Here is a 20,503-nt window from a genome sequence, read left to right on the forward strand (position 1 = left end):
CACGCAAGTGCCTCGGCTACAAGACACCGGCCGAGGTCTTTCGCCAGAAGCTACTCGCGCAGATGCGATCCGGAGGATAGCATCAACGAGCCTGCAAGTCGCGCCTGGGCTTGAGCTCACAATGGCTACCTATGGGTTTTGCGCTCTGGCGCACATTGGCGCGACCTGCCGGAACGCTATGGAAAATGGAAGACCGTGCATAAGCGCTTCAGCCGCTGGTGCCATGCCGGCATCTGGGAGCAGGTGTTCGAGGCGCTGACGGCCGATCGGGACAATCAATATCTGATGATCGACAGCACAATCGTACGTGCTCATCAGCAGGCAGCATCAGGAAAAGGGGGGCCAAAGATCAGGCGCTGGGGCGTTCTCGAGGCGGGCTGACCACCAAAATCCACATGCTGGCCGATGCCTTGGGCAGGCCGCTGCGTTTTATCGTTACCGCTGGCCAGGTCGGCGACATCACCCAAGCACCGGCACTTCCGGAGGGACAGAGCGGTGATGCCGTGCTGGCCGACAAAGCCTATGACAGCAACGCTTTGCGGCAAATCATTGCCAGCATCGGAGCCGAAGCGGTCATCCCGTCAAACCGCGCGCGCAAGATCATCATCCCCCACGACGAAGCCGCCTATACGCATCGCAACCGCATCGAGCGGTGCTTCAACCGAATGAAGCACTTCCGCCGCTTTGCCACCCGATACGACCGCAGAACAATCCACTTCGAAGGCTTCCTATATCTCCTCGCCGTTATGCTTTGGCTGAGGTGAATGTCGATTCGTCCTAAGGGGTACAATCTATTTCCAAGTGCGACATGCCAATGATTTCAACGGCTTCACTTTGGAGATTTTGGCATGTCCCGATGCTATGCACAATCGACCCGCGCCGATCGACGGCGGCTACACCGTGATGATCAAAAACCCAAGTCGGCACTCGCACCCAATCATGGACAAGATCATCAAAGCCTTCGCGCCCTTGCCATCCTCGGCACGCCAGAGCTTCACCTTTGATCGCGGCACGGAGTTTGCCGGCTTGCGGGCTTTGGAAGATGTCATCGGCGCGCGCAGCTGGTTCTGCGATCCCAGCGCACCGTGACAGAAAGGCGCTGTGGAGAATGCCAACAAGCGCATTCGCCGCTTCATGCCAGGCGATACGGACCTAGCAGGCGTATCACAGCGCGACCTCACCCAACTCGCCCGCCATCTCAATGACCAGCCGCGAAGATGCCTTGGCTACAGGACGCCGGCCGAAGTGTTCATGGCGCATTCGCACTACGAGCTGTGATCCCCTACCCTGCAACGCAGGCATGATGCACTTGGGCTAACTTCTCCAAATGCTCCCTCCTCCCATATCGATCGGAATGAGCCTTGGCGGGGCGCCGGGTTCAGCCTTCATATTATGGCGCGGGCGCCCGGATGCCATCGCTCGACACTGAAGCGCGATGCGTTGTCGACAAGGAATGACCGGAGTTCGACGGCTATCATTGCATGACGGCACATGACATGGCCTGCGGGCGGCGCGCGCCAAGCGCGGGAAGCTTGCCCGCGTCTCGCAAGTGCGCCAGTCGCTCGCCGAGCGGATCCTGCATGGCTGGTTGCCGCAGATCGCGGGAGGGATGCGGCCGGTGGGTCATCCGGTCCGCGTAAGCCGAGGCGATCCACACGTTCGCCTATTCGGCGGACGGCATGCCATCAAGCTCCTGCGGCACTTGCCGGAACGCCGCGTGCGATCTCGGACGTGATATGCCGGACGCCGGCACGGCAAGCGCTTCGGCCCGGACATCAATACCCTGCGCCGCCCGGCCGTGGCTGCCGAGCGAAAGCGGTTCGGCCGTTGGGAATGCGATCCCATCCCTCTCCGCCAATCGTTCGGCAAGACGAGCGTGACGTCGCTGGTAGAGCGGGCCGACCGCTTGGCCGTTCTCCTCGCAACAGCAGCGTCAATCGCGACGGATCTCGGGACGGCTCGTCGGTGTGTTGCAGGCCCCCTGCCCTGTCGTGCTTGCTCGATCATCATCGACTGTCCGACGGCGTTCAACGCTCGGCCCTACCTCCAAGGCGGGTATCGGCTTGAGACCTCGCTTTGTGACGCGCGATCACTCCGGCAGGAAGACTCCATCGAGAACATGAAGGGCCGTGCCGGGAATTGGCTTTCGAGAGATGTCGCCCCTGTTTTCATCGCGCGATCTTGTGGACGATTGCAATCGGCTGAATGCGACGCCACGCAAATGCCTTGGACACGAAACGCCGCCGCAGTCTCCCGAACGGAACCGCCCGCACAGAACAGGCAGGCTGGCCAGCGTGAAGCGCCCGCAAGATGTGCCCCAGCATGAACTCATAGCCGCCGCATCCGCCGAAGGATTGCAGCATCGAAGAGCGATCACGGCAGGGGTCGGTCCGCTGCAAATTGTCCGCGAAGGCCTGCACTGGCCTGCCGGTGCAATCTTTCGCCGGCTCCCCCTCCCCTCCCCCGGAACCCACGGGGACGCGTCTCGAAGAACAGTCACCCATCCCTCCTCCGACGCTGGAAAAGCTGCGAAGACCCTTCACGGCGTGGGCGATGGGGACCGGTCGATTATCGATTCCAATACGGGCCGGCGATGAGGGTGAAATCGGAACAGCGCGGTGAAATGCATTGACCGCGTCGATTGGCGGAGAGCGGCGCCCAGCGGACGCTCCGGCGTGCCCTGCCGGCCCTGCGCTGAAACGGACCGGCATGGGGACGCCGAGCATCCGCCGTTTCCCTACTTGTAACTTGGACTTTGCTTCCCGGACTGGCCGGTTCGGGGGATTGGCGATCAAGCCCGATAACTCTGAGAACTTGAAGTTCGTGGGAGAGCAAGGGATACTCGCCAAGCTCCGGCCGGGGACCAAGCCTGCTATGCGCAAGGATGGGACACCGAAATTCTCAACAAGCTCCTCATTCCCAAGCCCTTTCTTGGCTTGCAGCTCAAGACAGTCGCTCTCCCCTTCTCGGCCGCGCACGGTCATTCAGTCGGGCCTCCTTTGGGAACAGGCATGGCTTGTGCCGACGGTTCGATCTGCGGCATTCCCGTCGTTGCGGATGACCGCCCGGCGGAGAAAGGGACCGGTTCCTCCGAAGCGGCCTGCAGGAGCAGACGATCTCCTGGCCGACAATTGCCGGGCGAACGGCCGGGCCGGGTCGGCGCCGGCAAGGCGCGCGATCGTCAAGGCCGGAACCGTCCGGTTCGCCTGGAGGGGCTGGCGGCGCGGGCCCCCTCCCCTCCCCCTGCGGAATTGCAGGAGCGGCCGGCGTCGTGCGGCGGGCGGGTTCGGGACAGCCGGAAGGCCTTGCCGGGCGCGGCGGAGCGTGCCATGAAGGATGATGGCAAAAAGCCTATCTTGCCATTGCTATCATGCTCCGCGGCGTTGCTGACATGCCCGCCGTCACGATCAGAAATCTCTCCGAGGCGACGCACCGGGCGCTGAAGGTGCGCGCGGCCCATCATGGGCGCAGCACGGAGGCCGAAATGCGCGAGATCCTCGGGTCGGCGATCCGTCCGCAGGCCCGGCTGCGGCCCGGCAGCGCGCCGGCCGAGCGAAGCCGCCGCCTCGGCCTCACCAGCGGGGACGCCGCCGGCCTCGACGAGACGCAGGCCCGCGTGCCTGCCGAGCCGATGGGCTTGGAATGATCCTCCTCGACACGAATGTCGTTTGCGAGGCGATGAAGCCCGAACCCGCCGCGGCGGTGATCGCCTGGCTCGACGACCAGGTCGCCGAAACGGCCTTTCTTTCCAGCGTCATCATCGCCGGACTGATGTTCGGCATCGGCGCCCCGCCCGGCCGCCGCAAGCAGGGACCAGCCGAGGCGCTGGACGGCGTCATGGAGATATTCGAAGGCCGCATCCTGCCCTTCGACGTCGCCGCGGCAAGGCGATACGCGGATCTTGCGGTTGAGGCCCGCGCGGCCAGCCGGGACTTCCCCACGCCGGACGGCTATATCGCCGCCATCGCCGCCGCGCACGGCTTTGCCATCGCCACGCGCAGCAAAAGCGCCTTCGACGCGGCGGGCCTTGTCGTGATCGATCCCTGGGTCACGCCGGCCGGTTGACGGCACGCGTTGACAGCTGTCAACGCCCCCTCGCCTGCCCGGCCGCCGGAACATATCCGCGGCGCATCTTTCCGGCGGCAAGCCGGACGGCATCGCGCCGTGCCTCCGCCACGCTTTCCTTCTCCTCGCAGCGCGTGCGGCAGGAGACGCCGATCCGGCCCCATTCGCGCACGAGCAGCGTGGTGCCGAAGAGATCCTGCACCACCGTGAGCCGGTAGAAGCGGTTCATGTTGCGCGTGGCGTCACAGCGCACGAAATGACTTGACCTGTCCTGTTCCATGGGCGGAGTGTCGTTGCCGGCGCGAATCCTGTCCAACGACTTTCCTGAATCGATCCGCCGCCATCGATTCACGGCGCTGATGGATCGCGGGAGATGTTGACAGCTGTCAACGCGGCCACCCGGAACGATCTCGCAGGAGAGGCCGGACCGTCGCGGAGCCGGAGAGATGGCCGGAACGCCCTCGCCTTCCGGCCCCGCCGACGCCTGTGCATGGGCATTTCGTCAACCAGATTGGGGCTTGACGCGACTCGGCGCTTGGCTCACCGTCCCTAACGGAATGAGGCGAATATCGTGGAATTCGCCGTTACTGCCGAAAGCATCTGTAGATTTTCCCGTTCCCGCATATCCCCGGCGGGGAGAATCGCGCAGATAATAGGCCAGACGGTCGCCGGGCGCATGAAGCGCACGCGGACCGGCACAGGACTGGAGACTTTGGATGGCGCTGCCGTCGGAGACGATCATGGGAGAGGAAACGGCGATCTTGCGTCCGGCGGACGAGACCATCGCGGAGGATGCGCAGGCGCTTTCCGTGCAGCTCAAGGCCATGCGCGACCGGCTGTTTCCGCCGACCTCGCAAAAGACGCTGCGCAGCTTCACCTCGGGCGAGGCGGCGCGGCTGATCGGCGTTTCGGACGGCTATCTCCGGCAGATCTCGCTGGCCGGCGAGGGGCCCGAGCTTGCGACCGGCCCCGGCGGCCGGCGCATGTATTCGCTGGCCGACATAGACGCCCTTCGCCACCACCTTGCCGAACAGGCCCGCGCCAAGGGCAACGAGACCAAGGCGCGCGGCTATGTCAAATGGCGCGACCCGGCGCGCGGCGAGCACCTGCAGGTGATCTCCGTCACCAATTTCAAGGGCGGCTCGGGCAAGACGACCTCGGCGGTCCACCTCGCCCAGCACCTCGCCATGACCGGCCACCGCGTGCTCGCCATCGACCTCGACCCGCAGGCCTCGCTTTCGGCGCTCTTCGGCTACCAGCCGGAGCTGGACCTTGTCGGCAACGACACGGTCTACGGCGCGATCCGCTACGACGGCGAGGCGCGCCCGCTGGCGGACATCATCCGCAAGACCTATTTCCACAATCTCGATCTCGTGCCGGGCAATCTGGAGCTCCAGGAATTCGAGCACGCGACGCCCCGGGCGCTGGCCGAGCGCCGGCCGGGCGATCCGCACGGGCTGTTCTTCACCCGCGTCCAGACGACGCTCGCCTCGGTGGCCGACGACTACGACGTCGTCGTCATCGACTGCCCGCCGCAGCTCGGCTACCTCACGCTGTCCGCGCTTTGCGCCTCCACCTCGGTCATCGTCACCGTGCATCCGCAGATGCTGGACGTCGCCTCGATGAGCCAGTTCCTGTTCATGACGTCGGACCTGCTCGGCGTCGTGCGCGAGGCGGGCGGCCAGCTCAATTTCGATTTCCTGCGCTACCTCGTCACCCGCTACGAGCCGCATGACGGTCCGCAGGCGCAGATCGTCGGCTTCCTGCGCTCGCTCTTCGGCAACCGGGTGCTGACGGCGCCCATGCTGAAATCCACCGCCGTCTCGGATGCCGGCCTCACCAAGCAGACGCTCTACGAGGTCGGCCGGGAAAACTTCTCCCGCGGCACCTACGACCGGGCGATGGATTCGCTCGAAGCCGTCAACACCGAGATCGAACAGTTGATCCATACCGCATGGGGGCGCACATGATGGCAAGCCGCGACCGCAAGAACTCGATCAAGGCGCTGTTCGGCGGGGACATCGTTCCCGCCGGCACGGAAGGCGCGCCCGAGACGAAGTCGATGCCGCCGGCCGGCGAGCAGCGCGCCGCATCCGGCGCCGTCAAGGCGATGGGCCTGACGCTCTCCTCCATCACCCGCGAGGCGGAAGAGGCGCGCGCGCTGCGCCAGGCGCTGCAGGAGGGCGAGCGCATCGTCTCGCTCGATACCGGCAGGATCGAGGCCTCCTTCGTCAGCGACCGCCTCAGCGACGACGAGCGGGACGATCCGGATTTCCTGGCGCTGGTGGAAAGCATCCGCGAGAGCGGCCAGCAGGTGCCGATCCTGGTGCGCCCGGCGCCGGCCGAAGAGGGGGCAGGGCGGGGCGAACCCCGCTACCAGGTCGCCTACGGCCATCGCCGCCTCAAGGCCGCCCGCCGCCTCGGCCAGCCCGTCAAGGCGATCGTCAAGACGCTGAGCGACGACGAGCTGGTGGTGGCGCAGGGCAAGGAGAACGCCGAGCGGCGCAATCTCAGCTTCATCGAGCGCGCGCTCTTCGCCCATACGCTGGTCGGCCGCGGCTTCGAGCGCAAGCTCGTCTGCGATGCGCTGGCCGTGCAGAAGAGCGAGCTTTCCCGGCTCCTCCAGGTGGCCGAGGCGGTGCCGTTCCGCTTCGTGCGCGACATCGGCCCCGCGCCCAAGGCCGGCCGCGAGCGCTGGATGGCGCTGGGCGCGCTCTTCCAGAACGGCAACGGCGCGGAGATCGAGAAGGCCGAGGACGAGACCGCCTCGCCGCGCTTTCGCGCGGCCGCGAGCGACGATCGCTTCCAGATGCTGTTCGACCGCTTGATGCGGCGCCCGCCGAAGGCGGCGCCCGCGGCCGAGGACCTCACGCGCCCGGACGGCGCGGTCTTCGCCCGCGTGGAGCGCAAGGGCAAGGCTGTGCGCATCGCCTTCACGCCGGATGTGGATCCCGTCTTCATCGAGGCGCTGAAGGCGCGCGTGGAGGACGATTATGCAGCCTTCCTCGCTGCCGGAAAGGGCGCGAAGGCGGGGAAGGACTGAGCGGGAATTTCACTGATTCGGCTGCGTAAGCGGCCGGCAAGTGCCTGAGAAACCAGCGAAAGGAAACGCGGAGACAAGAAAAAAGGCCCCCAAAACGTCACCATTTCGGAAGCCCTCTTCTATGTAGCAATTCGAGAGAATCACTTCCGACAGTCAAAGTCAAGAGTCGTCCGGTGCATGCGCCGCGCGAAACGATGAACTTCGTCTGCCAGAAGGCATATCCGCGCAAAGGCGTTCAGCCCTTTGCGGCCGGGACATGCCGAATGGAGGGCGTTGACGGGACCTCCTTGCCTCTAAAAAGGGGACCCGACATGATGGAGCATATTGCGACGACGCCATTCGGCGGCGGACGGATGACTGCGCGCCTGTTTGTGCACCAGCGCAACACGGCCGAGCGGCAGGAGAAGCTGCGGGCCGGCGAGGGGGGCAACGACAGCGGCCGCGCCGACAAGTGGCAGCTCATGCGCGCCCTGACGGAAGCCCGCCAGGTTTACGGCATCGGCGACCGCACGATCTGCGTCCTGGAGGCGCTCGTATCCTTCACCACGGCGCGCGAGCTCGACGGCACGGCGCCGATCATCGTCTTCCCGTCCAACCGCGAGCTCTCGGTGCGTGCCCGCGGCATGGCGCCGGCGACGATCCGGCGGCACCTTGTCGCGCTCGTCGAGGCCGGCATGATCTTCCGCCGCGACAGCGCCAACGGCAAGCGCTACTGCCGGCGGGACGACAACGGCGTCATGGAGGATGCCTTCGGCTTCGACCTCGCGCCGCTCGCGCTGCGCGCCACCGAGATCTTCGAGGCGGCAGAGGCCGTGCGGGCGGAGGACAGGGCCATCCGGGCGCTGCGCAGCGAGGTGACGCTGCACCAGCGCGACATCGCCAAGATCATCGCCTGCGCCCTGGAAGAGGGCAGGGCAGGGGACTGGCTCGGTTTTTCCGACCGTCTTGCCGCCCTCGTCTTCGGTCTTGGCCGCCGCACGGCTCCGGCTCTGCTCGCCGGGCGGCGCGACGGGCTGCTGCATCTGCGTGCCGAGGTGGAAAACGCTTATCTCTCAAGTCTTTCCGAGCAGGAAATGAGCGTCAATGACCTTCAATCTGAGCAGCATATACAGAATTCAAAATCAGACCATCCATTTGAATTAAACGGCCGAGAAACCCATACGGACGAAGCGGCAAATGCCGATACCAGGGCACCGGAGCAGAAGATGGCCGTCAGCCTTGACCGGTTGAAGCGGATTTGCCCGGAAATTGCCGATTACACCAGGGACGGCATCCATTCCTGGGCCGATTTCATGGCGGCGGCGGAGCTGGCGCGCTCCATGCTGGGCATTTCGCCCGATGCCTGGCGCAAGGCGAAGGCGGCGATGGGCGGCCAGGCGGCCGCCGTGGTGATCGCCGTGCTCCTGCAACGGGGCGAGACGATCCGTTCGCCGGGAGGCTACCTGCGCGACCTCACGGAAAAGGCCGGCCGGGCCGCCTTCAGCGTCTATCCGATGCTCCAGGCGCTGGAACGTGCGCAGGCGTGACATGGAAGCGGATCGTCACGCCCTTGCCGTCCTTGCGCTTTGCCCGGATTTCACGCCGGGGTCGGCAGGGCCGGTCCCTTCCATCGCGGAGAAGGGGAGGGGGCGGGCGGCCCTACCGCCAGCCGAGCGCCGGGGCGACGTGCTTGAGGATCGCCTCGATGACATGGGCGTTGTAGTCGACCCCGAGCTGGTTCGGCAGGGTGAGGAGCAGCGTATCGGCTTCCCGGATCGCCTCGTCGGCGGCGAGCTGCTCGATCAGCCGGTCCGGCTCGTCGGCATAGGAGCGGCCGAAGATTGCGCGGGTCTTGTCGTCGATGAAGCCGATGGAATCCTGCTCCTTGCCGCCGCGGCCGAAATAGGCCCGGTCGCGGTCGTCGACGAGCGCGAAGATGCTGCGGCTCACCGAAACGCGCGGGCTGCGCGCATGGCCGGCCTCCTTCCACGCCGCGCGATAGGTGCGGATCTGCGCGGCCTGCTGGACATGGAAGGGCTCGCCCGTCTCGTCGTCCTTGAGCGTGGAGCTCTGCAGGTTCATGCCGTGCCTTGCGGCCCAGGCGGCGGTGGCGTTGGAACCGGCGCCCCACCAGATGCGCTCGCGCAGCCCCTCGGAATGGGGCTCGAGGCGCAGCAGCCCGGGCGGATTGGGGAACATCGGCCGCGGGTTCGGCTCCGCGAAGCCTTCGCCCTTCAGGACGTCGAGGAAGACCTCCGCATGGCGGCGGCCCATGTCGGCATCGCTCATGCCCTCCTGCGGCTCGTAGCCGAAATAGCGCCAGCCGTCGACGACCTGCTCGGGCGAGCCGCGGCTGATGCCGAGCTGCAGGCGCCCGCCGGAGATGAGATCGGCCGCGCCGGCATCCTCGGCCATGTAGAGCGGGTTCTCGTAGCGCATGTCGATGACCGCCGTGCCGATCTCGATGCTCTTCGTGCGCGCGCCGACGGCGGCGAGCAGCGGGAAGGGCGAGGCGAGCTGCCGCGCGAAATGGTGCACGCGGAAATAGGCGCCGTCCGCGCCGAGCTCTTCGGCCACCACGGCAAGGTCGATCGACTGCAGCAGCGTATCGGCCGCCGAGCGCGTCTCGGATTGGGGGGAGGGGGTCCAATGCCCGAAGGAAAGGAAACCGATTTTCTTCATGGATGTCTGCCTCGACGCCGTGCGTCCGTTGCAAGGAAACGTTGCCTGCAACATGGTCAATCCGGCGAAGCTTGAAAAGCCCGCTTCCGGGAACGGAGCGTTCACAGTTTGCATGCGATGAAAGGGCCGCCGTCGCAGCGCATGAGGGCGGTTTTTTCCGATGAAGTCCGCGTCCCTTCATGCGCTGAGGCGCTGTACCCTCCTGAGAGCCAAACGCAGGCTCGACGCTGCCTGCCGTTCTTAAATTTATCTCACATGAGGGTAACGCTCGCCGGCAGACGTTATGCGTATGGATACACGTCATGTTGGAAATGGACGTGTCCGCGTTCGATGGCTGGGGCAGCATTTGAGTTTTTCCGATCAGGTTCATCATCCCTTGGAAGAGGCACTGGAGGTCCAGAAGCCGCTCTGGTCCGAATTCCTCGTGGAATGCGGGGGCATGGAGGAGGGCTGGACGACGGCGCGCGCGTTTTTCGGCGATGCCGCGGCCATCGACGCCTTCCTGGACTATGAACGCTCGCATCACAGCCATATGGACGACAGGACCTGTGCTGCCTTGATGATGATCGATTACTGCTATGTCTTCATGTTGGCGACGATCCCGCTCGTCGCCGCGTCAGGCATCGTGCCCGATCTCGCGCCTGAACACATCGCATTGCGCATGTTCGACGACCGTCATGAACACGATGGCGAGGTGCATGATGTTCGCCGCGCCGATATCCGCTACCTTTCCCGTCGTTTCTCGACGGACCGACCATCCCTTGGTCGTCATGGCGATGCGACGCTGCTTTCCGGCCGCGGGGAGCTTTGCGATACCTACCGGGTCGCCATCGAAAATCATTTTTCAGTCCTGGTCGCGGCCCTGGTGAAAAGGTCCGGCCTGGGGCGTCCTGCTCTCTGGCGGCTGGTGGCGGACGCTGTCGCTGGCCGATGGCTGGAGGTCGGCCGGCAGCTCAACTGCCTCGACCAGGCGCGGCAAGATGCCATGCGCGTGGTCAAACACACCGGTTCGCCGCTCTATAACAAGCAGTTGCATTTCTTCGACCTGACCTTGCGCGATGACAACCGGGAACCGATCGGGTCCTGGACGTTTCGGGCAAGAGGCGGCTGCTGTCGCTATTACACCGTCGCGAAGGGCAACTTATGCTCAACCTGCGTCCTGAAGAAGCCGGAGATCCGCGATGCCGAACTGCTCGAGACGATGCGCAGACACATCGCCCTGCTGACGGCCGGACAGCGGACATGATGATGGTGTTTCAGCGCAACAGCGCGTCAGAAAGCTGAGAACGGTCGACTTTAACTTGATTTTTCTATTCCACTTTTAGGCTTTATATGCATGCTTGGCGCATGACTTTGGTTAGCATGAGCGTTGCATGGCCGACATAGTGACAAGCAGATCCCACGAGATCGAGAGGCTTTATCAGACCGAGCGCCGGCGGCTCGAGCGCATGGTCACGCGCAAGGTCGGCCCGTCCCAGGCGTCCGACGTGGTCCAGGAGGTCTTCGCGCGGATCTGGGAGAAGGCCAAGGAGCATGTCGTGCTGACGCCCTCCTATCTGAGCCGCTGCGCAAGCAACTCGGCGATCGATCAGCTGCGCGTCGAGAAGCGTCACAAGGCGCTGGCGGACAAGATCACCGCCGACCAATATGCCGCGCCGGTCGCAACGCCGCTCCAGATCGTCGAGGCCAAGGACGGCATCCGTCATCTCGATGACGCCATCCGGCGTCTGCCGGAGCGTACCCGCCACGTCTTCCTGCTGAACCGCGTTCATGGTTGCACCTATCAGGAAATTGCCGCCACGATGGGCCTCAGCTACATCATGGTGGAGCGCGAGATGGCGAAAGCCCTGCTTGCCTGCCGGGAAAGCTTCAAATAACGCTTCCCGCATGAGGGTCGGTCGCCTGTCGCTCCGTTATCATCTTGAACGGGAAAGTCGATCGGGTGCTTGCCTGCGCTATCTAGGGTGATGAACGGCCATGGCAGACAACGAAAAGGCGGCCGAGAACCTGTCGGGTGTCGAAGCGGAAGCCGTCGCCTGGTTCACCCGGATGAACGGTAAGCCTTCACGGGCTGATCGCAATCACTTCGCGGCCTGGCTGAACGCCAATCCGGCGCACGGGCGCGCGTATGACGACCTGAAAACGGTGTGGTCCTCGGCCGCCGGGCCCGGCGCCGACGTGGCGCGTGACGAGGAACGCGTCCTCTCACGTCATCTGGAGCATGTCCGGCGCATGCGTGAGAAGAAGAAATCAGGCAAGGCCGGTGCGATCATCAGCCTCTGTCTGCTATCCTGTCTGGCTGGATCGTGGATCTGGCTTGAGAGGCCGAACCTAGTTCAGGATCTCCAGGCTGACTATGTCACGGCGCGCGGCGAGCGACGAACGGTCGGGCTGAAAGATGGCTCGACTATCCTCCTGGATGCGGACACGGCCATCGACGTCGATATGGGGGCGTCGGAAAGACGTGTCCAGCTCCTGCGCGGAACCGCATTCTTTACGGTCAAACGATCCGAGATCCCATTCGTCGTGCGGGCCGGGGACGGCGAGGCGAGGGTCCTCGGCACGACCTTCGATGTCGCCGTGCAGGATGACGGCGTGTCGGTGACGCTCGAAAGCGGCAGTCTGCAGGTCACCGCCGCCGCGGCATCACAGCGTGTGGTCCTTGCGCCGGGAGAAGGCGTCGCCTACAGCGCGTCCGGCATCGGCAGGTCGCAGAAGGTGGATCTTGGAGAGCGCACGGCCTGGCATGAGGGTCGTTTCGTGTTCAACGACGCCCGTCTCGGGGATGTCCTGCGGCAGATCGAGCGCTACCGCCCGGGCCGCATCGTCGTTCTTTCCGATACGCTCGCGGAAAGAAGGGTGAGCGGGAGTTTCTCGGTCGATGACCCGGATGCGGCACTCGCGTCCGTTCAGTCGCTGGTCGGATTCGCGATGAATGAGGTTGCGGGCCGCCTCGTCATTGTCAGGCCTTGAACGGCTCTTTCGCCGACGGTGCGAAAAGTTTGAATTTTTCCTTTTTCCGATGAGGGTAGCCCCCGGCGAGCTCCGTTACCTCAACAGAGTGACGGCAGATCGATCAAAGCGGATCAGCCGCCATTTCCTGATGATCTGAGGGATAGGGGCATTTGATGAAGACCGGAAGATTGGGGCGCAACGCGGCACTCCTGCTCGCGACGACAATGCTTGGCGCGGTGGATGTTGGTCCTCTCGCAGTCGGGAGCGCGATGGCGCAGACCGCGACGCAGCAGGTCTACAGTTTCGATATTCCGGCGAAACCCATTCGTCAGGCCATGAACGACATCGGACGGATCGCAGGACTTGCGGTGGTGTTCGACGAGACGTCCGCGGCGTCGCTGAACGGGCGGCCGGTCCGTGGTTCCATGACGGCCTCCGAGGCCGTTTCCGTCCTTTTGTCGGGCACGGATCTTCAATACAGCTTCACCAACGCCAATACCGTCACCATCGCCAGCACGTCGGCGGTCGTCACGGGCGATACCGGAACGATGGCAGGCGACACGGTTCTGGCGCCCATCATGATTTATGGTTCGCGCAATGCGACGACCCTCAACGACACGTCCGCGAGCGTCGGCATCCTGACCGCCGACGAGATTGTCGACAGCCAGGTCCGCAGCATCCGCGACGGCTTCCAGCGCATGGCCAATGTCATGGACGGCGACTGGACGGATGCGGGTTTCGTCATCCGCGGCGTCAATTCCGAGGGGCTTGTTCCCGGTGGCGCGCCGCTTGCGACGCTCTATGTCGATGGCGTCCAGCAAACGGTTCGTGGCGCCCGGCGCGGCGCGCGCGGGCTGTTCGACGTCGAGCAGCTCGAAGTCTATCGGGGGCCGCAATCGACGCTGTCCGGTCGCGCCTCCATGGCGGGCGCCATCTACGTCAAGACCAAGGATCCCGTGTTCGAGCGCGAAGGAGAACTTTCCGGAACGGTCGGCACGGGCAATCTCTACGGCACGGCGTTCATGGTCAACACGCCCCTGGTGGAGGACGTGCTCGCCCTGCGTATCGCCGGGGAATTCGAGCGCAGCAAGAACGACATCAACTACCCGACATTCGAAAGTTACGACCGGTACAACGAATTCACGCATGACACCTATTACCAGATCCGCGGCAAGGTCCTCTTCCAGCCGGCGGAGATGCCCGAGACGCGCGCGCTGCTCAGCTATTCGTTTTCGCACGATGATCCCTATGTCCGCGACATCGGCGGCCCGGCCGGCTCCATGGGCTTCAACTTCGATGAAGAGCGCGGCGATTTCCAGATCCCGGCCTATATCGAATACAGGCCGACCCGCGTACACAATGTCGGCCTGGAGGTGACCCACGACTTCACCGACGAGTTGAAGCTGACGTCGCTCTCGGCTTTCAGCTATTCCGACACCGACCGCTTTTCGCCGAACTATGGCACGGCGGGAGAGATCAACACCTATCACGGCTATTACAAGGAATGGATCGCTTCTCAGGAGGTGCGCCTGAACTACTCGGGTGAACAGTGGAACTGGGTCGGCGGGGCCTACTTCGCCTATGAAGACGAGAAGAACTTCTACGATCGCACGGTCCCATTCGGGGCGAGCAGTAGCAATCAGGTTCAGCACAATACCCAGAAATCGTTCAACGCTGCCATCTTCGGCGAGGCGACCTACGAGTTCGTTCCGACATGGAAGGTCACCGCTGGCGGCCGTCTCGACTATACCGACCAGGACATCACCCAGCATCTCGTCCGCACCCGGCCATTGGGCAGCCCGACGGCCGTGCTGACCAACTATGGCGCGTCGTTCGATGAGATCAATTTCGTGCCCAAGATCGGCCTTTCGAAAGACCTCACCGACACCCAGACGGTAGGCATCACCTACTCGCAAGGCTTTAGAACTGGTGGCGCCAGCTACAACGCGGCCAGCGCGACAGCCTATACCTATGAGCCGGAAACGGCTTCGACCTACGAGATCTTCTACAAGGGGAGCTTCCTGGACGAGCGGCTGAAAGTGAACTCGAACGTCTTCTTCACCCAGTACAGCGACCAGCAGGTCCAGATGCAGCTCGACCCGGCCGACGCAACGACGCGCCGCATCCTCAATGCCGCCTCGTCGGAAGCCTGGGGTTTCGAGATCGAGCCCTCGTTCGAGGTGAACGACAACCTCGAAACCTTCGTCTCGCTCGGCTATGTCCATACCGAATTCAAGGACTTCAACGATCTCGCCTACGGTAACCTTACCGGGCTGCCGTTCCCCGAAGCACCGGAATGGACCCTGGGGCTGGGCGCGCGCTACACGTTCGACAACGGCGCCTTTGTCGGCACGGATGCGAAATACACGTCGCGCTATCTGGCGCGGCTCGGCAGCCTGCCGCACGACTATCTGGACAGCCGCTGGATCGTGAACATGCAGGCCGGCTACAAGACGGAGCGCTGGGAGGTCAACGCTTTCGTGCAGAACCTGCTGGACGAGAAATATTTCGTCTACAACGACAACAACATCGCCGCCACGCTGGGTGAACGCCGTCGCGTCGGCATGAACCTCAAGGTCAAGTTCTGAGCATGCAGGCTGGAGCGATCCTTCGGTATCGCTCCAGCCGCGACTTATGGGATTTCACGGCATGAAGACGGCGTTGTGCCTAATCATTTCCGCTCTGGCGATGTTGCTTTCACTGACGCCAGCGGTGGCGCAATGTCAGGGGCGGGCGATATCGGAACACGTCCTCGGCGCGCCGGTTTGCGTGCCCGTGGCGCCATCCCGCATTGTCGTGCTCGATCCGTTCTACAATCTCGGAATGGGGCTCGAACTCGGTTTGCCGATTGTCGGCGCACCGCTGATGACGGCGCAGGATGCGGACCTGCGCATGGCGGCGGAAAAGGCATCGGTCACGGATATCGGTGACGCGCGGCAGCCAAGCCTCGAGCGTATCGTGGCCTTGAAGCCCGATCTGATCATCGGCGACGCCACGCTGCACGCACAGGTCCGCGGCATGTTCGAAAAGATCGCACCGACGGCGCTGATCGACGTCCGGAACTGGAAGGATCATCTGCGGATACTGGCGGACATGACCGGCCGCAAGGACACCGCGGCAGAGCTGCTCGACGGTTATCAAGCCCGCGTCGCGGCCATACGCGCGCGTGTCCCCCAATTTCCGGTCTCCGTCCTGCGCATCACGCCGACAGGGTTCCATGTCTACGTCTCCGGCCCGGCCTCCTATGCGCCCTATGCCGTGCTGCGCGAAGCGGGTGTGCAGCGCACGGCTTATGAAACCGTCACCGACGATACCGCATTCAAGCGTCCCGGCTGGGAGGAGATCGGCCTTCTCGATGGGAAGATTCTGCTCTACGTCGTCGTGAGCGGATACGATCAGGCGCCCGATGACGCGCTCGAGGCCGCGACCATCAAGAATCCATTCTGGCAGATGCTGCCGGCCGTACAGGCCGGTAAGGCCCACCGGGTAGACCGTGGCACCTGGATGGGGTTTCACGGGGTCGCCTCCGCCCATCGCGTTCTCGATGATGTCGAGCGTTACATCGTGAATGCGCCGTGACAGAAAGGCGCGCAGACCCAATGCGGGCGCTCGGGCTCGCGATCCTGTTCTGCGTCTGCATCCTGGTCGCAGCGCTGGCGATCGGTGCGGGCGCGTCGCGGCTTTCCCTCGTGACCGTTTGCGAGGCAATCTTCGCCTTCGATGGATCGCGTGATCACCTCGTCGTCACCATGCTCAGGCTTCCGCGCGTGCTGGCCGGCGCCATGGCGGGCGCGGCGCTTGCCGTTGCCGGGGCGGTGATGCAGGCCGCGACCGGCAATCCCCTGGCCTCGCCCGGCCTGCTCGGCATCAACGCCGGCGGCGCCTTCGCCGTGGTCGCCGCCATGACCCTTCAGATGACCGGCTCGATGAGCGACGGCAACGGCCTTATCTGGTACGCCTTCGGTGGTGCGGCCATTGCCGGGTTCGCCGTCCATGCGCTCGGATCGCTCGGGTCGGGCGGACCGACATCATTGAAACTCGTCCTGGCAGGAGCGGTGATCGGCACCTTCCTCACCTCGCTGACCTCGGCCATTCTGATCTTCGACCAGGCGACGCTCGACGCCGTAAGGCTGTGGACCGTCGGGTCGCTGTCGGGGAGGACCATGGATCAGGTCATCGCTGTCGCCCCCTACATCGCGACGGGTCTCGCGGCCGCTCTTGTGCTGCGCCGGCAGTTCACGACACTCAGCCTTGGCTCCGACATCTCCGGCGCGCTGGGGCAGAGCCCGCTGTTGTGGCGCACGACGGCGGTGGTCATCGTGGTGCTGCTCGCCGGGAGCGCCGTGGCGCTTGCGGGCCCCGTCGGCTTCGTCGGTCTCGTCATGCCCCACATCGCGCGCCTCACGGTCGGGGCCGATTATCGCTGGATCGTGCCTTACAGCGCCATCGGTGGTGTATTGCTGCTTGTCACCGCAGATATGATCGGACGCGGCCTGTTCGCCAATCAAGACTTTCCGGTCGGCGTCACAATGGCGCTGATCGGCGCGCCGTTCTTCCTGTGGCTCGCCCGTTACCGGCTGCGCAGTGCATGACGTCCCGCCGGCACGTGATCCTGGCTGCCGCCCTCCTGGGCGTTCCGGCACTTCTGCTCGCCAGCCTGGCGTTCGGCGACCAGACGCTTTCGCGCGCCGATCTGGGAAGCCTTGTCGATGGCAGTGCGACGGAACAGATCCGCATGATCGTGCTGGATCTGCGCCTGCCGCGCGCGCTGATGGCGCTCACCGCCGGCATGGCGCTGGGCATTGCGGGAGCGATCGCCCAGGCGGTGATGCGCAATCCCCTCGCCGAGCCCGGTATTCTCGGCATCAATGCAGGCGCGGCATTGGCGGGCGGACTGGTCATCGTCGGTTTGAAAGGGGAGGGGGCAGCGCTGTTGCCCCTGGCCGGCTTTGCCGGGGCAACATTGATGGCCGCCGCCGTCTTTGCCCTCTCCTGGCGGAACGGCACCTCGTCGCTGCGCATCGTCCTGATCGGCATCGCGCTCGGGGCGCTTGCCGGCGCCGGCAGCAGTTTTCTCATCGCCTTTGCCGATGTGGCGGATGTGCAGCGATTGATGATCTGGCTGGCCGGCAGCGTCTACGTCGCCAGTTGGGAAACATTGCGCGTTCTGGCCGCATGGCTTGTGGCGCCCGTGGCACTGGCCTGTCTGTGCGCCCGCCAGCTCGATCTCCTGCGCTTCGGCGACCAGATCGCCGCAAGCCTCGGGCAGCGTGTCAATCTTGGCCGCGCCTTTCTGATCCTGCTGTGCACGGCCATATCGGGTGCGACGGTTGCCGCTTGCGGCCTGATCGGCTTCATCGGCCTGATCGCGCCGCATGTCGCCCGGAAGATGGTGGGTGCCGGCCATGCGCGCCTGATCCCGGCATCCGCGCTGGTGGGCGGGCTCCTTCTCATGGCGGCCGACCTTGTCGGACGGATCGTCATTGCCCCGGCCCAGTTGCCGGCCGGCATCGTTACGGCGCTGATCGGCGCTCCTTTCCTTGGCTATCTTCTCTGGGGACGACGCCATGTTGGTCAATGAGAACGAAGCAGGATCCGGCCTGTGCCTCGACACGCTGTCTCTCGGCTACGGAAGTCGGATGATCGTCGAGGGGCTGGACCTCAAAGTCCCGCCGCGGGCGTTTACCGTTCTGCTCGGCCGCAATGGCTCGGGCAAGTCGACGGTGCTGAGAGCCTGTGCCGGCCTGCTCAAGCCCAGGGCAGGCTCCGTGCTGCTCGACGGCAAGCCGCTGGCACGGTTCACGGCGCGCGAAAGCGCCAGGCGCATCACCATCCTTCCGCAAGGCCCCGTCGCGCCCGAGGGGCTTACGGTATCGGATCTGGTGCGCCAGGGCCGATATCCGCATCGCGGCCTGTTTTCGCGCTGGTCCCGGGCGGATGAGGAGGCGTGCCAGGAGGCGCTCGCCCTGACCGGGATGGCCGACCTTCGCGAGCAACCGCTCGAAGACCTGTCCGGCGGCCAGAGACAGCGCGCCTGGATCGCCATGTCGCTCGCGCAGCAGACGGATATCCTTCTTCTCGACGAGCCGACCACTTTCCTGGATCTTGCGCATCAGGCCGAAATCATGAGCCTCATAACCACACTGGTGAAATCCCGCCGCAAGACCATCGTCGCGGTGCTTCATGACGTCAATCAGGCTGCTCGGCACGCCGATCATATCGTGATGTTCAAGGCGGGAAAACTTGTGCAGCAGGGGCCGCCGCACGCCACCATCACCAGAGAGCATGTTCGGCTGGTCTTCGATATCGACCCCGAAATCGTTCACGACGCGAAGACGAATGCCAAATTCATCCTGAGTTGAGAGGTCAGGGAACGTCGCCCTGATACGATGGCTTGCTCCAGGCGATCGCGTCGGACACGCCGGCTCAGTTCCAGCCCCGCGGCCTTTGCGAGGTTGACGCGGAAGCGATCGCGTCGGCGCTGGCACTCGCCGGTCATCCCGGCAGAAGCGTGGCTGAGCTGCTTCTGCACATGGCGTTCGTCGACCTCGGCGGAGGAGGCAGGGCCGCCGCGCAGCGAATGCCGGCAAACTTGCCGCCCCGCTCGGCTTCCCACAGGTCGCCCCGCCCGCCGGCGGCCAGCGCCGTCTTCTTGACGAGGCGGGCCACCTGGTGGTCCTTCAGCCGGCCCGGCCCGACATTCTTGCCGCGGCGAAGCGGATCCACGCGCCGACGGGATGCGCGGGCATCCGGGTCCGTCAACGAGATCCGGTACTCGCCGCTACGCTCCAACTCATCCAGCAACGTAGTGGGTTTCAGGAATTATGCGACGCTTCTTTGCCCTGGCTTACCTCGATGCCACGACCACAACGCCGGCGCCAATCATGACGCCACCGGCTGTCCGGTTCACGCGGCGAACGACGGTCGGCGTCCGCAGCATCTTGCGGGCGCGGCCGGCGAGGATGACATGCCCGCCGATCACCACCGTTTCAACGGCGAGGATGACGGCCGCCAGCGCTGCGACGTGGCCGGGGGTGAGGGCCGAGCCGACCACATTCGGCAGCAGCGCCACGTAAAACAGCGGCATCTTCGGATTGCCGAGGTTGAGCGCTACGCCGGTCGCAAAGATGCTCAGCAGGCCGCGCCGCTCCGAGACAGGTTGCAGCTCGGGCACGACAGGTTCGGCCGTCCAGAGCTTCACGCCCATCCAGATCAGGTAGGCCGCTCCGGCATAGCGCAGGATCGTCATCACGATCCCCATTTCGGCCGCGATGATCGACAGGCCGAAAGCCGCGAGCGTGAGAAAAATCAGAATGCCGGCGACCGTTCCCGCTCCATAGGCGATGCCCGAGGCCGCGCCGTGCGAGATCGTGCGGGCTACGATCGTCATATTGTCCGGGCCGGGACTGGCGGCAAACACGAAGAACGCTGCTGTGAAGGCGAGTAGTGTCGAAATATCCACGGAATCCCCCGAAAGTGATGATTGCTTTCGGGCTGTCAGGATACTCGCTTTTCGCTCATACGAAAGGGGCCGATGAGAAATCCGGCCAGTACCGAGGCCGTAGCAGCTTGGGCGCCCCTGTAAATGTTCATCGCGTCCACTAACGGCGCTGAGGTCTCCTCGAGGTGGATTTCGGAAACCTGCTCGCTAGTTTGGGTGTCATTCATAGTTCACTGGCGGACGGTAAGCTTCTGATATAGGGCGAATCATACTCGCAGTTGATGACCGGATTTTAGTCGAATTGGCGGATTTTTCGCGATAATTCGGCGGACGAACTT

18 protein-coding genes and 3 pseudogenes are annotated in these 20,503 nt (G+C 64.4%); 17 read left to right on the forward strand and 4 right to left on the reverse strand.

Going from position 1 to position 20,503, the window contains the following annotated elements:
- Window positions 1–138 precede the first annotated feature (138 nt).
- The 6 genes and pseudogenes from L0976_RS27655 to L0976_RS27680 form a co-directional block, all read left to right on the forward strand.
- A pseudogene (locus tag L0976_RS27655) lies at window positions 139–189 on the forward strand (hypothetical protein); the annotation flags it as partial.
- A gap of 6 nt (window positions 190–195) precedes the next feature.
- Window positions 196–381 carry a hypothetical protein gene (locus tag L0976_RS28840; RefSeq protein ID WP_234190538.1) on the forward strand — a complete coding sequence of 62 codons (186 nt, stop codon included), beginning with the start codon at window positions 196–198 and terminating at the stop codon, window positions 379–381.
- On the forward strand, window positions 327–764 hold the full coding sequence (locus L0976_RS27665; protein WP_234190534.1) for an IS5 family transposase: 438 nt from the start codon (window positions 327–329) through the stop codon (window positions 762–764). Before L0976_RS28840 ends, L0976_RS27665 begins: the two co-directional genes overlap by 55 nt.
- Before the next feature lie 130 nt (window positions 765–894).
- Window positions 895–1,278, forward strand: a pseudogene (locus L0976_RS27670) (IS30 family transposase); the annotation flags it as partial.
- A 2,113-nt stretch (window positions 1,279–3,391) separates the two neighbouring features.
- The gene (locus tag L0976_RS27675; RefSeq protein WP_234190481.1) at window positions 3,392–3,646 is read left to right on the forward strand and encodes a plasmid stabilization protein; all 255 of its coding nucleotides are present in this window, start codon (window positions 3,392–3,394) and stop codon (window positions 3,644–3,646) included.
- Window positions 3,643–4,065 (forward strand): PIN domain-containing protein, encoded by a 423-nt coding sequence (locus tag L0976_RS27680; RefSeq protein WP_234190483.1) that lies wholly within the window; start codon window positions 3,643–3,645, stop codon window positions 4,063–4,065. The genes L0976_RS27675 and L0976_RS27680 overlap by 4 nt, the downstream gene beginning before the upstream one ends.
- Before the next feature lie 19 nt (window positions 4,066–4,084).
- Here the strand turns inward: L0976_RS27680 and L0976_RS27685 are convergent, their stop codons facing one another.
- Window positions 4,085–4,381 carry a WGR domain-containing protein gene (locus L0976_RS27685; protein ID WP_234190493.1) on the reverse strand — a complete coding sequence of 99 codons (297 nt, stop codon included), beginning with the start codon at window positions 4,379–4,381 and terminating at the stop codon, window positions 4,085–4,087.
- Window positions 4,382–4,781: 400 nt separating this feature from the next.
- Here L0976_RS27685 and repA point away from each other — a divergent pair, with 400 nt between their 5' ends.
- The 3 genes from repA (at window position 4,782) to repC (ending at window position 8,634) form a co-directional block, all read left to right on the forward strand.
- A complete protein-coding gene (gene repA / locus L0976_RS27690; RefSeq protein WP_233290873.1) occupies window positions 4,782–6,035 on the forward strand; it encodes a plasmid partitioning protein RepA in 1,254 nt (417 codons plus the stop codon).
- Complete coding sequence (repB, locus tag L0976_RS27695) at window positions 6,035–7,108, forward strand: plasmid partitioning protein RepB (RefSeq protein WP_234190537.1); 1,074 nt, start codon at window positions 6,035–6,037, stop codon at window positions 7,106–7,108. Before repA ends, repB begins: the two co-directional genes overlap by 1 nt.
- A gap of 311 nt (window positions 7,109–7,419) precedes the next feature.
- On the forward strand, window positions 7,420–8,634 hold the full coding sequence (gene repC, locus L0976_RS27700; protein ID WP_234190496.1) for a plasmid replication protein RepC: 1,215 nt from the start codon (window positions 7,420–7,422) through the stop codon (window positions 8,632–8,634).
- A 112-nt stretch (window positions 8,635–8,746) separates the two neighbouring features.
- Here the strand turns inward: repC and L0976_RS27705 are convergent, their stop codons facing one another.
- Window positions 8,747–9,769: an LLM class flavin-dependent oxidoreductase gene (locus tag L0976_RS27705; protein ID WP_234190498.1), complete on the reverse strand. Its 1,023-nt coding sequence runs from the start codon at window positions 9,767–9,769 to the stop codon at window positions 8,747–8,749.
- A 346-nt stretch (window positions 9,770–10,115) separates the two neighbouring features.
- Here L0976_RS27705 and L0976_RS27710 point away from each other — a divergent pair, with 346 nt between their 5' ends.
- The 8 genes from L0976_RS27710 to L0976_RS27745 all read left to right on the forward strand — a co-directional run bounded on the left by L0976_RS27710 (window position 10,116) and on the right by L0976_RS27745 (window position 19,086).
- On the forward strand, window positions 10,116–11,015 hold the full coding sequence (locus L0976_RS27710; protein WP_234190500.1) for a (2Fe-2S)-binding protein: 900 nt from the start codon (window positions 10,116–10,118) through the stop codon (window positions 11,013–11,015).
- Between the two features lie 127 nt (window positions 11,016–11,142).
- Entirely contained in the window at window positions 11,143–11,646 is a 504-nt protein-coding gene (locus tag L0976_RS27715; protein WP_234190512.1) for an RNA polymerase sigma factor, read from the forward strand.
- A gap of 100 nt (window positions 11,647–11,746) precedes the next feature.
- Window positions 11,747–12,742, forward strand: coding sequence for a FecR domain-containing protein (locus tag L0976_RS27720; protein WP_234190514.1), 996 nt, complete (start codon window positions 11,747–11,749; stop codon window positions 12,740–12,742).
- Between the two features lie 155 nt (window positions 12,743–12,897).
- Window positions 12,898–15,312 (forward strand): TonB-dependent receptor, encoded by a 2,415-nt coding sequence (locus tag L0976_RS27725; protein ID WP_234190524.1) that lies wholly within the window; start codon window positions 12,898–12,900, stop codon window positions 15,310–15,312.
- A gap of 61 nt (window positions 15,313–15,373) precedes the next feature.
- Window positions 15,374–16,303: an iron-siderophore ABC transporter substrate-binding protein gene (locus L0976_RS27730; protein ID WP_234190526.1), complete on the forward strand. Its 930-nt coding sequence runs from the start codon at window positions 15,374–15,376 to the stop codon at window positions 16,301–16,303.
- A gap of 20 nt (window positions 16,304–16,323) precedes the next feature.
- On the forward strand, window positions 16,324–17,316 hold the full coding sequence (locus L0976_RS27735) for an iron ABC transporter permease (protein WP_234190528.1): 993 nt from the start codon (window positions 16,324–16,326) through the stop codon (window positions 17,314–17,316).
- Window positions 17,313–18,305 carry an iron ABC transporter permease gene (locus L0976_RS27740; RefSeq protein ID WP_234190529.1) on the forward strand — a complete coding sequence of 331 codons (993 nt, stop codon included), beginning with the start codon at window positions 17,313–17,315 and terminating at the stop codon, window positions 18,303–18,305. Before L0976_RS27735 ends, L0976_RS27740 begins: the two co-directional genes overlap by 4 nt.
- The gene (locus L0976_RS27745) at window positions 18,292–19,086 is read left to right on the forward strand and encodes an ABC transporter ATP-binding protein (protein ID WP_234190530.1); all 795 of its coding nucleotides are present in this window, start codon (window positions 18,292–18,294) and stop codon (window positions 19,084–19,086) included. The genes L0976_RS27740 and L0976_RS27745 overlap by 14 nt, the downstream gene beginning before the upstream one ends.
- A 71-nt stretch (window positions 19,087–19,157) precedes the next feature.
- Here the strand turns inward: L0976_RS27745 and L0976_RS27750 are convergent.
- A pseudogene (locus L0976_RS27750) lies at window positions 19,158–19,435 on the reverse strand (integrase); the annotation flags it as partial.
- A gap of 136 nt (window positions 19,436–19,571) precedes the next feature.
- Window positions 19,572–20,186, reverse strand: coding sequence for a LysE family translocator (locus tag L0976_RS27755; protein WP_234190532.1), 615 nt, complete (start codon window positions 20,184–20,186; stop codon window positions 19,572–19,574).
- Between the last annotated feature and the right edge of the window lie 317 nt (window positions 20,187–20,503).

The sequence above is a fragment of the Shinella sp. NM-101 genome (assembly GCF_021401195.1).
In the GTDB taxonomy this organism is placed as follows: Bacteria; Pseudomonadota; Alphaproteobacteria; order Rhizobiales; family Rhizobiaceae; genus Shinella.